This window comes from Kluyvera ascorbata ATCC 33433, from assembly GCF_000735365.1.
Taxonomy (GTDB): domain Bacteria; phylum Pseudomonadota; class Gammaproteobacteria; order Enterobacterales; family Enterobacteriaceae; genus Kluyvera; species Kluyvera ascorbata.
The window spans coordinates 1-15,274 of the sequence record NZ_JMPL01000110.1 but is presented as its reverse complement, the minus strand read 5'-3'; the positions used below and the strand labels follow the sequence as shown (position 1 = coordinate 15,274).

The following is a 15,274-nucleotide window of genomic DNA, read 5'->3' as shown; positions in this document are numbered from 1 at the left end:
CAGGCTTTTTTGTAGGCCGGATAAGGCGAAGCCGCCATCCGGCAATCACGATACGATTACAGCGCCATGTCGTGCTGCGGTGACGCGCTCGCTGGCTGTTCTGCCGGTTTTGCCTGAGCAACCGGTGCCGCTGGCATCTGAATAACCGGCGGTTTGGTCAGCTCCAGCGTGGCGGCGGTGTCATCCCAAACCTGCTGGGTCAGCGCGACGTTGCCGTTCAGGTTCTGGCCAAAGCTCGGTACGATATTGCGAATTTTGCTCTGCCATTCCGGTGAGTTGAACTGCTCCGGGAACAGCTTCTTAATCACGTTCAGGGTGATTGGCGCTGCGGTAGACGCACCTGGAGATGCCCCCAGCAGCGCGGAGATGGTGCGCTGTTGGTCAACCACCACTTCGGTACCCAACTTCAACACGCCGCCTTTGTCGGCATCTTTCTTGATAATCTGCACGCGCTGGCCGGCCTGAATCAGCTTCCAGTCTTCTTTACGCGCCTCTGGGTAGTACTCTTTCAGCGCAGCAAAGCGGTCGTCGTCGCTCAGCATCACCTGGCTTACCAGGTATTTCACCAGGTCGAAGTTATCCAGACCTACGTGAGTCATCGGCATGACGTTGCTGGTCGTGGTGGTGCTTAACAGGTCGAAGAACGAACCTTGTTTGAGGAACTTGGTGGAGAAGGTGGCGAACGGCCCGAACAGTACCACGCGTTTACCATCAATAAAGCGCGCATCGATATGCGGCACGGACATCGGCGGTGCCCCAACGGAAGCCTGGCCGTACACTTTTTCCATATGCTGACGCGTGACGTCAGGGTTTTCCGTCATCAGGAAGGAGCCGCCTACCGGGAAGCCCGCATAGTTATCCGCTTCTGGAATGCCGGTTTTTTGCAGCAGTTTAAGCGCGCCGCCGCCTGCACCGATAAAGACGTATTTCGCGTCGATAGCGTGCTGCTTGCCGCTGTTGACGTCTTCAATGGTCACATGCCAGGAGTTATCGCCGTTGCGTTTAAACTCGGTCACTTCAGAGGAGGTTTGCAGCGTGAAGTAGTTGTTCTTTTGCAGGCTGCCGATCAGCTGACGGGTAATTTCACCGTAGTTAACGTCGGTGCCTACTGGCGTCCAGGTAGCAGCCACTTTTTGCTGCGGGTCACGACCAGCCATGACCAGCGGCGCCCACTGGGCAATTTGCTGATGATCGGTGGAGAATTTCATACCCTGGAACAGCGTGGTTTTCTGCAGCGCATCGTAACGTTTACCGAGGTAATCAACGTTTTTGTCGCCCCAGACGAAGCTCATGTGCGGCGTGGAGTTAATAAAGCTATGCGGATTATTCAGAATGCCGCGCTTCACCTGCGAAGACCAGAACTGGCGGGAAATCATAAACTGTTCGTTAATTTCTAGCGCCTTGGTCACGTCGATGGTGCCATCTGGGCGTTCCGGCGTGTAGTTCAGTTCCATATTGGCGGAGTGACCGGTACCGGCGTTATTCCAGCCGTTAGATGATTCCAGCGCGACTTTGTCGAGCTTCTCAACCATCACCTGTTTCCAGTCAGGCTGCAATTCCTGCAACCAGGTGCCCAGAGAAGCACTCATAATACCGCCGCCAATCAGCAGGACATCGGTTTTTTCGGTGGTATCAGTATTTGCGTAAGCCGCTGAATTGACCAGCAGCGCGATGGTCGCCAGAGAAAATAGTTTTTTATTAATAGCAGGCATAATGATGATATTCGCATAGCTAAATGTAATGTGTGCGCCAATAGTAGCGCACTTTTACATTATTTTAAAATACCACTCACTTTCCACTTAGAGTTATTAACAAATCACCACTTTGCTTTTTTTAATTAAAAAAAGCATCCGTATTATTTGCGTGGAAATAAAATTTAAATAATTTCAGTTTAATTCACGCTATTAATGCAGACCGAATTCCGCCATAAGCTGCTGGCGCAGCAGGACAAAATCCGTGCTGCTACGTTCGCGCGGCTGCGGCAATGTCACTTCAATGATGCGAATCGGGTCGCCTTTAATTTTCGGTAAAATAATCACGCGGTCGGCGAGATAAATCGCCTCTTCCAGATCGTGTGTGACCAACACCATCGTCATCTTTTCCACATCGCGAATGCGGGCCAGCTCCTCCTGCATGGTGATTTTGGTCATCGCATCGAGCGCCCCCAGCGGCTCATCCAGCAGCAGGATCTCCGGCTGGATGGTCAACGCTCTGGCAATGCCGACACGCTGGGCCATGCCGCCGGAAAGCTGGTTGGGCAGTGCCTGTTCACAGTGGCTGAGCCCCACCAGCTCAATCGCCTCTTTCGCCCGCGCTCTGGCCTGCTTACGCGGTACGCCCTGGACATCCAGGCTGAAGCTGACGTTTTCCAGCACCGTCAGCCACGGTAGCAGGCGCGGTTCCTGGAAAATCACCGCTCGTTCGCGGCTCATCCCATGCACCGCCTGACCGTCAATCACCACATCGCCCGCGTCCGGCGTTTCAAGCCCCGCGAGGATTCGCAGCAGCGTGGTTTTCCCGCAGCCGCTGGGCCCGACGATAGCAATACTCTGCCCGCTTTCAATCTGTAAATTAAGGTCGCGGAAGACATCAAACGGCTTCCCCTCAAGGGAGAAGGTCTTACGTAAGCGGCGAATAGAAATATCACCGCGGGCGGTCTGCGGGGTTGATGTCATCATACACCTTCCGTTTTCAGCAAAATATTTGACGCTTTGAGCTGGCCTTTTTTCAGCACGCCGTCGCGCTCAAGAATATCCAGCCAGAACTGCACGTCATGAGGCTCTGATAGCCCGCCTTTACGTACACCGTAGCCGGTGAAGTACTGTGCCACATCCGGGTTTTCACCGCGTTCTTTGAGGATCTTCGCCATGATCTCACGCACCTGCGCAGGGTTCTCACGAGCGTAGTCCAGCGCACGCGCCGACTCCACAACGAAGATACGTGCCGCGTCCGGATGCTGCTTCACGAAGTCTGAACGCAGTACCGTAAAGCCCCCGGCAATCGGCCCCAACACGTCGGCGTCGTTGAAGATTGGACGCAGGCCACCGTGGCTGCGTGCAACACCTTCAAACGTCGTCTGCCAGTAGCCAAAGGCCGCAACGTCAACCTGCCCAGAACGCAGAGTTTGCTCAAGCTGCGGGCCCGGAACCGCTACCGGTCTGGCGGCGTTTTCCGGCAGATTCGCCTGGTGCAGCGCTTCACGCAGGGTGTAGTCCAGATGGGCGCCCAGGGTGTTTACCGCCACGCTTTTTCCGACTAAATCTTTGATGGACTTAATCGGGCTGTCCTCCTTCACGTAGAAGATGGATTTGGTGGTCTCGTTGATACCGTTGGTGGGATAAGCCGCCACAAAGTCGTTACCGTTGGCGATAGCGTTGATAACCGCCGGTGTGGCAGCCGACCCGATATCAATGCTGCCTGAGGCCAGAGCAAATAAAGACTCCGGGCCGCCGCTGGCATAACCGGCGTTTTTAATCGACACCCCGGTGCCTTTAAAATATCCCAGCGCTTCCGCTAGTTCATGAGCGGAAATACCGCCGTAGCTCGCCATATAACGCATCGTCACCTCATCCTGAGCGCGAACCGACGCACTAATACCCAATAAAAAAAGCACCGCAACCCACGCAGAATAGAACTGTTTTTTCATTATAAAAATTCCTTTATGGCGATAAGTAAAAACGCAAAATAACGTGCAAAATTAACGGCTACGGATATTCCATCGACACAAGCGACGTTGAAGTACAACCAGAATCGCGTTAGCTAATAGTCCGGCAAAAGCCAGCAGAAATATCGCGGCAAACATCATGGGTATTTGGAAGTTATATTGCGCATTCATCACCCTAAAACCGATCCCCTGATTCGCACCGATCATTTCGGCGGCAATCAACAGCAGCAATGCCGTAGTGGCCGACAGGCGCAGACCGATAAAAATAGAGGGCACGGAGGCGGGAACAATCACCCGATAAAACAGCGTCATACGTCCGGCACCAAAGGTGCGCGCCATCTCCAGCAGTTTGGTATCCACCTCTTTCACGCCGCTGATGGTCGACAGCAGAATCGGGAACAGCGCCGCCCAGAAAATCACGAACACTTTAGATGTTTCTCCGAGCCCTAACAGCAGAATAAAGATTGGATACAGCGCCAGCGCCGAGGTTTGGCGGAACAGTTGTAAAATAGGGTCCAGCGCCTGTTCCAGCGGGCGAATCTGCCCCATAAACAGCCCCAGCGGGATCCCCACGACGATGGCGGCGGCAAAAGCCAGCCCGGCGCGCTGGAGACTGATAGTGATATCGCCCAGCAATGCGCCTTGCGTTATACCGTTCCACAGCGCAATAAAGATTTTATCCAGCGGCGGGATAATCGCCGCGTTCAGCCAGCCGGCGGTGCTGGCGATTTGCCAACCGGCGAAGAACAGCACCAGCAGGCCGTAGCGCGCAATCAGCGACAGGCTGCGCTGGTACCACAGCAGATACGCAGGCTTATTCTGTACACGCGCCTTCAGACGAATGCGGGTCGTGGAGTAGAACATGGTGCCTCCTTAAGCCACTTTGCTGTCGCGCACGGCGCTATAGCGATTGCTGGCAAACGGCAGCCCCAGATTTTCACGCAGCGTTTTGCCCTCGTACTGAGTACGGAACAGGCCGCGTTTTTGTAAAATCGGCACCACCAGCTCAATAAAGTCATCCAGTCCGCCCGGAAGCCACGGCGGCAGCACGTTGAAGCCGTCCGCGGCTTCGTTTTCAAACCACTCCTGCAGCGTATCCGCCACCTGCTCGGCGCTGCCCACCACGGTGAAATGACCGCGCGCGGTCGCCACCCACTGGTAGAGCTGGCGAATGGTGAAGTTGTTTTCGTCGGCAATCTGGCGAATCAGCTCAGGACGCGATTTCATGCCTTCAGTGACCGGCAGCGGCGGCAACGGGCCGTCAGGGTCAAATTTACCGAGGTCGATACCACCACCGGCCAGCCCGTTCAGCAAAGCGATACCGTCAGCTTCCACAATCAGTGAAGTGAGCTTGTGGTACTTCTCTTTGGCTTCTTCCTCGGTACGGCCAATAAACGGCGCGACGCCAGGCATAATCAGCACGTGGTTCGGGTTGCGACCCACGGCGCGGGCACGCGATTTAATATCGCGGTAGAAGTCCTGCGCGGTGTTGAGATGTTGGTGTGATGTAAAAATAACCTCGGCGGTGGCAGCAGCCAGCGTGCGGCCGCTTTCAGACTGCCCCGCCTGCACGATGACCGGCTGACCCTGGGCTGAACGCGGCACGTTCAGTGGCCCGCGCACCTTAAAGAATTTGCCTACGTGATCGGTGTTATGCACCTTACTGCGATCGAAGAACTGGCCTGAGGCTTTGTCGCGCAAAAACGCGTCGTCCTCAAAGCTGTCCCACAGTTTTTTCACCACCTCAACGTGCTCTTTCGCCCGCTGGTAGCGGTATTCATGCGGGTGTTGAGTGTCCAGATTAAAGTTGTGCGCCGCGGCTTCAGTGGCGGTGGTCACCACGTTCCAGCCAGCACGTCCGCCCGAAATCAAGTCCAGCGAAGCGAACTTGCGCGCCAGGTTGTAGGGTTCTTCATAGGTGGTGGAGGCGGTGGCGATAAAACCAATGTTCTGCGTCAGCGGGGCCAGCGCGGAAAACAGGGTGACGGGCTCGAAACCTGCAACTTTGGCGGTGCCGCCATCGGTGACGCCGGAAGCGGGAATCGCCAGGCCATCGGCCAGGAAGTAGGCATCAAACAGGCCACGCTCGGCGGTCTGGGCAAGCTGTTTATGAAATTCGAAGCTGGTTGCGCCATCGGCCGGGGAGTCCGGGTGACGCCACGCCGCAATATGCTGGCCGCCGCCGGGAAGGAAAGCCCCTAATTTGATCTGTCTGCTCATTCTGGTTTCTCCTGATTCGATGCCGAAAGTGGGCTGAAATCAAGATAGCCAGAATGCGCAGTCATTCTGAAATAACAAATATTGAGTTAGTTATTTACATTTTTGCAATGAAGCCACGAGTCATGATGCTTTCGTATCCTCAACGACCGCTTCCGGACGACGATTTTCACGCTGCCAGGCAGGAAGCTCCGCCAGCTTTATCCCTTCCGGCACAATGCTGTGTTTCAGACAGGCCACCCGCTGAGAGCGATAAATACTGGTGTAACCTGAAACCAGATAGGCCACCACGCAGGCCATCGCCGCGTAAACGCCGACGTCAGCACCGAACAGTTCAATCGCCATCAGCGTCGAGGCGATCGGCGTATTTGCCGCCCCGGCAAAGACCGCGACAAAGCCCAGCCCCGCCAGGAAGGCAAACGGCAGATGAAGCAGCGGTGCGAGCGCGTTCCCAAGCGTTGCCCCCACATAAAAGAGCGGCGTCACCTCTCCACCTTTAAACCCACTGCCGAGCGAAGCAACGGTAAAGATAAGCTTACCGAGGAAGTCCCACGGTGCCAGTGGATGCTGAAAAGCATCGACAATAACGGGGATCCCCAGACCAATATATCGATCGGCGTGCAGCAAGTAGACCGCCGCCGCGACAACGGCCCCGCCGATAAACGGGCGCAGCGGTGCGTAGGCAATCCATTTTTTCATCATGCCCCCGACCAGATGCGTCGCATCAGCAAAAACGCGAGCAGCCAGACCGAAGCAGCAGCCAGCGACGATAACCGCCGCCAGCGTCCAGGCTGATACCGCCGGGATGGATGACATCGCGTAGTGCGTATGGTGCACGCCCCACATCAGGCCAACCTGGTCTGCCACCACTGCGGCCACCAGGCAGGGAAAGATCGCGGTGTAGTGCATGCGGCCAATCGCCATGACCTCGAGACCAAAAATCGCCCCGGCGAGCGGGGTACCGAACACAGAGGAAAAGCCCGCGCTAACGCCTGCCATCAGCACCATACGACGCGCATCGTTATCAAGCCCGAGCAGCGGCGTGAACCGATCGGCAATCGAGGCGCCCATTTGTACCGCCGTCCCTTCGCGGCCGACCGACGCGCCAAACAGATGAGAAACGACCGTGCCGATAAACACCAGTGGCGCCATCCGCAGCGGGATAGTGTTAGCCGGGCTATGCACCTCTTCCAGAATCAGGTTATTTCCCGCTTCAACCGAGCGGCCAAGGCGCAGGTAAATCCAGCCCACAGCAAAACCGGCAAAGGGCAGCAGCAGGATAAGCCAATGATGTTGCAGACGCGTGGTGGTTGCCCAATCCAGGGAAAAGAGGAACAGCGCAGATGCAGAGCCAACCAGCACGGCCATCACGACAGCCAGCAAGAGCCACTGTATCAGGAAGAAAAGCGAATTTTTACGAGCGAAGTGTTCAGAGAGCATTGACGCATCCTCAGATGAATTAATCATCCTGGACGCGATAGAGGTGTGCCTGTTCATTCCCGGTCCAGGAATACAAACAGGCATCATCAGCCACACGGCGGTTCAAGGGGGAATGCCATCCCCTACGCATAAATATTAGCACACGAATCGTTTCAGCCAAATACATGGCAACTGAAATTATTTCAGCGTCTCCAGCGGGAAAGGCCGGTCCTGCACCACCGTTTTCATCACCAGCGTTGAACGCAGGTGCTGCACGCCCGGCATCGCGGATAGCTTTTGATCGTAGAGCTTCTGGAACGAAGAGAGATCGCGCGTCACCACCTGCATCAGATAGTCCGGATCGCCAAACAGACGCTGGGCCATCACGATCTGCGGGATCTCTTCCACCGCCTCTTCAAACGCGCTGACCGCCTTTCTGTCGCCCTCTTTCAGCGTCGCAAAGACCAACGCCACAAAGTTAAAGCCCATTTTTCCTGGGTCCAGGTTGGCGCGGTAGCCGGTAATCACCCCTTCCTGCTCCAGCACCCGCAAGCGTCGGTGGCACGGTGATAAACTCAGATTCACCCGTTCAGCGAGCTCGGTGATAGATAAACGGCCATCGGCCTGTAGTTCAGCAAGAATTTTTCGATCAATGCTATCCATTTAGAAGATTCTCTCATTCCGACCGGGTTTTCAGCATAACATTGAAAGCTCATTGCGCGGCAATAACGATATTCTTTCCTGACATTCAGTACGGTTTTTAAAGGCTAACGTCATGGGTAAGCGCGGAGAGTATCGGGCATGGAGATGAGTTTGGTTGCGGGATTCTGGCTGGTTTCGTTTTTGCTGATCATGACGCCGGGGGCCGATTGGGCTTATACCATCAGCGCCGGGATCCACGGGCGCAGCATCGTTCCAGCAGTGGCGGGGCTGATGTCTGGACATTTGCTGGCAACCGTCGTAGTGGTGGCTGGGGTGGGCGTGCTCATTGCCGGACATCCGCTGGCGCTATCGGTCATTACCCTATTGGGCGCGTGCTATCTGCTGTGGCTCGGCATATCACTGTTGCGCCATCCGGCAACGGTCGCCAGCGCTTCTCAGGAACGCGGTGGCTGGAACCAGTGGGCATTAAAAGGTCTGTGCATCAGCGGCCTGAACCCAAAAGTATTTTTACTGTTTCTGGCGCTGCTGCCACAGTTCACCGACCCACACGGACGGTGGTCAGTGGCTATGCAGATGTCGGCACTTGGGGTGATGCACCTTATTACCTGCACGATTATCTATTTACTGGTGGGCTACGGTTCACGCGCGTTGCTGGCGAGTCGCCCACAGGCGGCACGGGTTGTCAGCCGTATTTCAGGCGGTTTGATGGTGCTTATCGCGGTTGCCCTGTTAGTTGAACAGCTCCGCTAATAAAGGTGCGCCAGCCTAAGCTGGCGCCACATTTCAGGCACGAATGTCGTCATACTCGCGGGTATTATCAAACTCATGCCTGGCGAACGGGCACAGTGGAATGATTTTGCGCTGTTCCTGACGCATTTTCTCAACCACTTTTGCCACCAGTTGTTTACCCACGCCCTGCCCCTTCAGGCTCTCATCAACATCGGTATGTTCAATAATGCTCAGGTGCTCACCGGTGGGAACAAAGACGATTTCCGCCACCTGGTTACCATCGCCATCGTTGACGTAAAACTTGTTATGCCCTTCCAGAATTTCCATGTATCCCTCGCTTAATCATGATGACGGTATTTCAGCGCCCCGCTTGGGCAGGTGTCGATAACGCGTACTACCGTTTGCGCGTCGACTTCATCCGGGATGATCCACGGTTTGCGCTTCAGGTTGAACAGCTTGCTGCTTCCGCGCACGCAGTTCCCAGAGTGCTGGCAAATCGCCGTATTGAAGTAGACGTCAATCTTCTCCCCGGTATAGACACGATAACCTGCGTCCAGTAGTTCCTTATCCATGACATTGCCTCTAATTTTTATATAGGTTCGAGACTAAGCATAGACCTGTCCAGGGGGATGAATCATCACCTATTGCGAAAAAACGCAGCGAGAAAGTTTTTATCCGTTGGAGATGGAGGAGTATCGATACGATGCCACAGAATTAAAAATAGATGGCAGCAGAAGCCGCATAATAAAGACTCTGCATTTTCATATCTGACGATATGGAAAAAGAAAAGGTGCAGCCCCGACATTTATGCCGGGGCTATTGCTAAGAGAGATATATTAGAACGAGTATGCCACACCTACACGGAAACGGGTCTGGCGGTCGTCACGATCGTTTACGCCTACGTTACCCACTTCGCCGTATGGCGCCCAGTTTTTATCGATTTTGTACGCCACTTTGACGTTATATTCCTGGGAGTACGGTTTATTGTTGTTACGTGCATTACCTTCTGAACTGCGCGCATAAACGTAGTTCAGCTCGGTACGCCAGTCGCCGAACACATAACCTGCCCATGCGTCACCACGGTTCACCTTATCATCGTCTTTGTTAGCATTTGACGGGTAACGGGTGTAGTCGTAGCGGTAACGTGCGGCGACGTAGAAGCCGCTATCGAAGCTGTATTGTACGCGCAGATTCGGCTTATAAATAGAACGGCTATCGTTACTTTCGATATTAAAGCCTGGTTGAATAGAGAAGTTTTTATTGAATTTGTATTGGTAGCTAATCGATTCTTCATGGCCGTTGCCGACAAAGTCGGAGAACGGTTGATCGGTATTATCCCCGCCTGATTTCCATTTCGCTTCTACCGAGAAACCAAACCCGTTCGCGAAGCGGTGAGAAACTGAAACACGGTCTGCGTTAGTTTTATCTGTTTTGCCACCATCAATAAATTCATGACGGAGATCGACTGTCACTGCGGATGCTGCGAAGGATGCGCCACATAAAGCAATCATGACCAGAGATTTCTTAAACATTCAATAACCCTCAATTGGAATTATGTTTCATTTTTATGAAATTGCATTTTATTTTTTTAAGAAAGATATTTTAGTGATCAAGATCGTAAAGATTTATTTCATGAATGTATCGAATTGAGAGACGTGACAGAGCTCAAAAAATGCACGGTTGACTAATCGAAAATAGCGTTTTAGATCACACAAAAGATTAATTTACATTAGACTTACATATCTTTATAAAACTATTTTATTCATTAAAATCAATACAATAAAACAAAATAGTTTCGTTGGTTACTTATTTTTCAACAATAGTTACGATGCCTAATAATATTAATATAAAGAATAAACTTACGAATTAAGCAGAAATCGAGCGAAGGCATTAATGATTAGAAATATAAAAACAACCATTTTTAGTAGCTTATTTCCCCTCTTTACGCACATCCCGTAAGACGGTATTCCCTCTCAGGTAATGCCTTACGTTGCCCTCATCCCACGAGGAACCATCACTCGCGCATCACGAGATAGTTTTTCTTTACCGCTTAGCGATATCTTCTGATTCGTCACCCTCTGCACTCGCTGTCATCATGCCCCCACAGCAAACGGCATGTCGCCGTTGAAACGTACATGACAAATGAGGTCCGCAATGAGCGCATTATTCTCCGGTAAAAAATTGTTAGTGGTTGGCGGTACAAGCGGTATGGGCTTTGAAACCGCAAAATTGGTACTGAAAAATGGCGGCAGCGTCGTACTGGTCGGGAATCGTCAGGATAAAGCTGAACAGGCTCGTCAGGCGCTGATGGCCGACGGTCAGGTCTCTATCATCATTGCCGACCTGATGAAGGAAGAGGGAATGCAGCACGTCATCAACACCATTAATGCGGAACATCAGGACATCAGCCTGCTGGTCAACGCCGCTGGGGTATTCTTCCCAAAAGCGTTCACCGAGCACGAGATGGCGGACTATGACATGTATATGAGCATCAACCGCGCCACCTTCTTTATCACCCGTGACGTGGTACGCAACATGGTGAATGCCGGTATTCACGGCGCTATCGTCAATATTGGTTCGATGTGGGCGCAGCAGGCCATTGGCGCCACGCCTTCTTCGGCTTATTCGATGGCGAAAGCGGGTCTGCACGCGCTGACTAAAAACCTGGCTATTGAGCTGGGCGGTAATGGGATCCGCGTCAATGCGGTTTCTCCAGCGGTGGTACACACGCCAATTTACGAAGGCTTTATCCCGAAAGAAGAGGTTGGTTCAGTGATGAATAGTTTTGACAGCTTCCATCCGATTGGTCGAGTTGGCACCCCTGCTGATGTTGCAGAAGCGGTCTCCTTCCTGCTTTCCGATAAAGCGAGCTGGGTGACAGGCGCCATCTGGGACGTTGACGGTGGCGTGATGGCCGGTCGCAACGCCTGATAGCCGCGGCACGGGAAAACGTGGAGAGACAATGATGGGCGACGAGGCGGTGATATTCGATATTTTCACCGCCTGGCGTGGTGGTATGGCAAGTGAGTCCATTGCCATATGCGTCTTCGCCGTCTCTTCAACGCGCCATAATATCCGTGCCGATGAGACTCGCCTTCCAGGAGGGGGCAATATCCCCACTCCACATAATAATATGAATTTATTAATAAAATCAGATGCAATACAGGAGAAGCAACAACACGTACTACTTAAGATCGCGGATAAGTTTAAGTACCTCTTTTTTGACAGAATCTTGTATTCGCCCTGAGTGAGCGATCAACGTGAGCGCTTCAATACTTAAACCATCCCTGATCACTTTTCGCGCTTTACTGATACGGGTCCGACAGCTCTTCTCTGTATATCCCTCGCATGAGTGCATTTGCTCAATGATGTCAGCGCTTGATAAGTTTGAATCGGCAAAATGAGGGTAGTAGTTTACGAAACACTCCATTCCGATAGCCTTGAGGTGCTCAGCCAGCGTAGCGTGGCCTGTTATCCTCTCTTGCTGCTCCAAAACGTTCTCCCCAGCTTCTAAGCAAGAAGTTTGGATAGATGCTTCATTTGCTGACGCTGAGTTGCTAACCGCCAGGTTTTCCTTGATGGAGATGACACGAGGATCAGAAAGAATCGCGCCCTTGAGATTAATGATGTGGGCGTTAACGTGATCGCTATGCCGCGCGTAATCTCGTATTACTTCATGCGGAATTTTGTACCCATCAAGAACGTTGTAAGCTTCATCGAAAATAACCGCGATTAAATAATCAAAGTCGGCTGCTTCATAGTTACGTAGGGCACTAAGCTGCCGTGAAGGATTATCCGGCGTAACTCTCCTCGCTTTGATCTGCACTTTCAAACCATCAGAATCGATGGCATCAGCGCCCGCCGACGAATTACTGAGAAGAGTCATACCTAGTGCTTTAGAAACCAGCCATTCAGCATAGTCACCGACAGGATTATTCTTGGTTCGTATAACCTCTCTTGAACGTAATTCAGTTAAAATTCCGGAATGAAGCGACAGTAATTCAAGAACACTCAGCGAGGTTAGTAACCCATCTGATATTAAAGGATTATTTTTCAAATCTGCTCTCCTTTGCTGAGGTAAAACGCCACTTAAAAACCTATGTAACGCACCCGTCGTTTAATATTATAAGAATGTCATTACCAGATAGAACATGAGGTCATCCATTGCACACGGTAACTATTTATTCAGTAATTTAAAATCTAAAAATTATAACTTCTCTTGTTCTTAATCCTGACCTGCCCCAGAATCAGAAACAAACCACGAAGCGAGTTAAGAATATCAGACAGTTAGAACCTAACTGACGCCCTGGCATTTACTGCAAGGAGAAACCAGATACGCCAGTACAGGAAAGACTGATATTCATATCCGTGTTCCGTCTCCAACTGAAAGCCCTGCTTGATTACATACGGGCATTGAAAGCATGATCTGAGGGTGCAACAGCCCCCTTTATCTTTAGCAATCCTTAACTAAAATTTCAGCATCGCTAACCAACTCTCACTTTGTTACGAAACGCAGTTTCACTTAGGTCTAATACTCGTTGCTCATATGGTTATTGCTTGTAAAATGACCACCGTGATTATTTCCATAACAAGTAGAGGGATTTATGAAACAGTACACCAATGACCTTACACCAGAAATGCTGGCAGTTTTTGACGAATCACCATTCACAGCCGAACAACTCGCCGGAATGAATGATGAAGCCCGCTCTCTCATCGAGAAACAAAACGCCTACAATCTCGCTCATCCAGTTACAGCAGCTTATCTGATCGCCACAGAGGATAGCTTAACCCGCGATGGTGGAACGGTTTTCAGTGAATACAGCGGACAGCAGATCGAAACCGTGGACGGCAAACGGCTAAATGTTTCGCGTGTAGGTGATGAAGTTCGTTACCCAGATGGAACTACGGCGAAGATTAACACTGGAGTGGGAAAAACTTCTGGTGACTCTGCCGCGCTTGTTGGTAACACACTCGATAACGGCGACGAAATAATCAGCAGTCCTCAAGAAAGTATCAGGAGAGTAGTTCGAGCCGGGGAATCACTGCCTGAAAACTTTCTGAAATAAGGCAGTTGCTATGGCATCAGTAAATAGAGGCTGCACAGTTCACGGTAAGAATGTGGGCTTAGACGGAGATAAAACCTCTACAGGCTCCCAGTGTATCGCCGCTCGCCCCGGAATGTCTGTTATGGGCAAGTGGAAACTCTACATTGGTGATAAAACAACCCCTTGCCCTAAATGCGGTAAAGTAGGAGTCATTGCTTCCGGGGATGTCCGGCATTCAAACGGCGGCGTGGCTGTTGCAGTTGACGGCTCCCCTATAGTTTGCGGTTGTCCAAGTGGAACAAACTTCCTGATCGCCCCTGCTACCGTTCAGGTTAATACCCCATCCAGGGCAACTGCGCCCGTAGAGCCAGTGCAACACGCACAGGTAGCGAAGAAGCAAAACAGCTTTGCTGACACATGTAAGCCAGAAGATAACCCGCTATTGAACGGCGTTTACATCTGGACTGAAACCACGAACGCAGGACACGCCTTTGTATCCGTACATCAGGATAATTCGATTTATCTCTATACCTATGGTCGGTACGGCAGGACAGGCCCAGGGAATTTAACTGGTGATGGGATTTTAAACTTTCTGCAAGGTGAAGATGCGAGGGTTTACTATAGAGCAGAACTGTACCGGATGGGCGCAAGAGCGTTTCGAATAGATGACGCTGACCCGGCGAAAACGAGGCAGTTCTTTGAAGATCTTTGGAACAAGGGTGAACAAGCGATCCGAACAGTGGAAATGAAAGAAACAACCCAACGAAGAGGTCGCACAATCGATGAATATGACGTAACAGGGAATAACTGTACCACTCATTCTGTTGAAGGAATCAAATTTGCTGGTTCAACGGTATTCGAGCACAACTACACATCCCTCACGACGCAGATTCCTATCGAATCCGATGAAGATTTCGCAATCCCTGTGTCATTGCAGCGTTATCTTGAGTCAAAAAGTTCTGACTTCTCATCAATGACAGTTATTGAAATGACGGACGACTTTAAAAAAATGTATCCCAACAAGGACAATTTACCGAGTTACCAAGAGTCACCAAAGGGTAAAATGCAGCACATCGCAGCCGAAGCCGCCGCAACTGGCGATTCATTATCACAATATTCCAGCGGTACTTTTGGCGGTGTATTAGGTGGATCTTATGACGTTGACGAGTAGGACTAAAACCATTCTCCGATGGGGAGGGATTTGCATTGTCAGCTTGGGTTACTTCCTCGGACTGTTTGTTGCCTCGCAAGCATTCGCGGTATTCTCTGAAAATCAGACCCTTGTCTCAAACCCTGTTCCATTAAAAGAGTATTACCAAGCTGTTGATTCACTGGCTCAGGCTACAAATGGTATTTTTGATGCGGCAATTTACGGTTTCGTGATCGGTGTACCTCTCATCCTACTGATCTTTAAAAAGGTGAGATGATTTGGAGGGCCGCATAGCGATGACAAGTAGAACAAAGGCAATTCTTCGGTGGGGAAGCATTGCTTTAGTATTCGCCATCTACTCTATCGCCCTGATGATTCCAGTGCTTG

At 51.6% G+C, this 15,274-nt stretch carries 16 protein-coding genes and 1 riboswitch; of the genes, 5 read left to right on the top strand and 11 right to left on the bottom strand.

What is annotated here, in order from left to right; all coding sequences use genetic code 11:
• Positions 1 to 56: 56 nt before the first annotated feature.
• The 7 genes from mqo to GKAS_RS19145 all read right to left on the bottom strand — a co-directional run bounded on the left by mqo (position 57) and on the right by GKAS_RS19145 (position 7,963).
• Positions 57 to 1,712 (bottom strand): malate dehydrogenase (quinone), encoded by a 1,656-nt coding sequence (mqo, locus tag GKAS_RS19175; protein ID WP_035896510.1) that lies wholly within the window; start codon positions 1,710 to 1,712, stop codon positions 57 to 59.
• 192 nt (positions 1,713 to 1,904) lie between these two features.
• Positions 1,905 to 2,678 (bottom strand): ABC transporter ATP-binding protein, encoded by a 774-nt coding sequence (locus GKAS_RS19170; protein ID WP_115073723.1) that lies wholly within the window; start codon positions 2,676 to 2,678, stop codon positions 1,905 to 1,907.
• Complete coding sequence (locus tag GKAS_RS19165) at positions 2,675 to 3,646, bottom strand: ABC transporter substrate-binding protein (protein WP_051910806.1); 972 nt, start codon at positions 3,644 to 3,646, stop codon at positions 2,675 to 2,677. Before GKAS_RS19165 ends, GKAS_RS19170 begins: the two co-directional genes overlap by 4 nt.
• Before the next feature lie 51 nt (positions 3,647 to 3,697).
• Positions 3,698 to 4,528 carry an ABC transporter permease gene (locus GKAS_RS19160; protein WP_035896509.1) on the bottom strand — a complete coding sequence of 277 codons (831 nt, stop codon included), beginning with the start codon at positions 4,526 to 4,528 and terminating at the stop codon, positions 3,698 to 3,700.
• A gap of 9 nt (positions 4,529 to 4,537) precedes the next feature.
• Positions 4,538 to 5,884 carry an LLM class flavin-dependent oxidoreductase gene (locus GKAS_RS19155; protein ID WP_035896507.1) on the bottom strand — a complete coding sequence of 449 codons (1,347 nt, stop codon included), beginning with the start codon at positions 5,882 to 5,884 and terminating at the stop codon, positions 4,538 to 4,540.
• 120 nt (positions 5,885 to 6,004) lie between these two features.
• Positions 6,005 to 7,321 carry a voltage-gated chloride channel family protein gene (locus GKAS_RS19150; protein ID WP_035896506.1) on the bottom strand — a complete coding sequence of 439 codons (1,317 nt, stop codon included), beginning with the start codon at positions 7,319 to 7,321 and terminating at the stop codon, positions 6,005 to 6,007.
• Between the two features lie 70 nt (positions 7,322 to 7,391).
• Positions 7,392 to 7,453, bottom strand: a riboswitch (Fluoride riboswitch).
• 45 nt (positions 7,454 to 7,498) lie between these two features.
• Positions 7,499 to 7,963, bottom strand: a complete 465-nt coding sequence (locus GKAS_RS19145) for an Lrp/AsnC family transcriptional regulator (RefSeq protein WP_035896505.1) — start codon at positions 7,961 to 7,963, stop codon at positions 7,499 to 7,501.
• A gap of 138 nt (positions 7,964 to 8,101) precedes the next feature.
• Between GKAS_RS19145 and GKAS_RS19140 the strand changes: the two genes are divergently transcribed.
• Complete coding sequence (locus GKAS_RS19140; protein ID WP_035896504.1) at positions 8,102 to 8,713, top strand: LysE family translocator; 612 nt, start codon at positions 8,102 to 8,104, stop codon at positions 8,711 to 8,713.
• A gap of 33 nt (positions 8,714 to 8,746) precedes the next feature.
• On the opposite strand, the gene GKAS_RS19135 is transcribed toward GKAS_RS19140, so the two are convergent.
• The 3 genes from GKAS_RS19135 to GKAS_RS19125 all read right to left on the bottom strand — a co-directional run bounded on the left by GKAS_RS19135 (position 8,747) and on the right by GKAS_RS19125 (position 10,224).
• Positions 8,747 to 9,019, bottom strand: a complete 273-nt coding sequence (locus GKAS_RS19135; protein WP_035896503.1) for a GNAT family N-acetyltransferase — start codon at positions 9,017 to 9,019, stop codon at positions 8,747 to 8,749.
• Positions 9,020 to 9,030: 11 nt separating this feature from the next.
• On the bottom strand, positions 9,031 to 9,264 hold the full coding sequence (yjdI, locus tag GKAS_RS19130; protein WP_035896502.1) for a 4Fe-4S mono-cluster protein YjdI: 234 nt from the start codon (positions 9,262 to 9,264) through the stop codon (positions 9,031 to 9,033).
• Positions 9,265 to 9,528: 264 nt separating this feature from the next.
• Complete coding sequence (locus GKAS_RS19125) at positions 9,529 to 10,224, bottom strand: porin (protein ID WP_035896500.1); 696 nt, start codon at positions 10,222 to 10,224, stop codon at positions 9,529 to 9,531.
• 622 nt (positions 10,225 to 10,846) lie between these two features.
• On the opposite strand from GKAS_RS19125, the gene GKAS_RS19120 reads away from it, so the two are divergent.
• Positions 10,847 to 11,623: an SDR family NAD(P)-dependent oxidoreductase gene (locus tag GKAS_RS19120; protein WP_035896499.1), complete on the top strand. Its 777-nt coding sequence runs from the start codon at positions 10,847 to 10,849 to the stop codon at positions 11,621 to 11,623.
• Positions 11,624 to 11,876: 253 nt separating this feature from the next.
• Here GKAS_RS19120 and GKAS_RS23475 read toward each other — a convergent pair whose 3' ends face one another.
• The gene (locus tag GKAS_RS23475) at positions 11,877 to 12,749 is read right to left on the bottom strand and encodes a DUF6998 domain-containing protein (RefSeq protein ID WP_051910805.1); all 873 of its coding nucleotides are present in this window, start codon (positions 12,747 to 12,749) and stop codon (positions 11,877 to 11,879) included.
• 547 nt (positions 12,750 to 13,296) lie between these two features.
• On the opposite strand from GKAS_RS23475, the gene GKAS_RS19110 reads away from it, so the two are divergent.
• Genes GKAS_RS19110 through GKAS_RS19100 form a run of 3 tightly spaced genes read left to right on the top strand, consistent with a single transcriptional unit; the run spans position 13,297 to position 15,164 of the window.
• Positions 13,297 to 13,758 (top strand): PAAR domain-containing protein, encoded by a 462-nt coding sequence (locus tag GKAS_RS19110; protein WP_035896498.1) that lies wholly within the window; start codon positions 13,297 to 13,299, stop codon positions 13,756 to 13,758.
• 10 nt (positions 13,759 to 13,768) lie between these two features.
• Positions 13,769 to 14,908, top strand: a complete 1,140-nt coding sequence (locus GKAS_RS19105; protein WP_072011437.1) for a PAAR domain-containing protein — start codon at positions 13,769 to 13,771, stop codon at positions 14,906 to 14,908.
• Positions 14,892 to 15,164, top strand: a complete 273-nt coding sequence (locus tag GKAS_RS19100) for a hypothetical protein (protein ID WP_035896497.1) — start codon at positions 14,892 to 14,894, stop codon at positions 15,162 to 15,164. Before GKAS_RS19105 ends, GKAS_RS19100 begins: the two co-directional genes overlap by 17 nt.
• Positions 15,165 to 15,274: the final 110 nt, after the last annotated feature.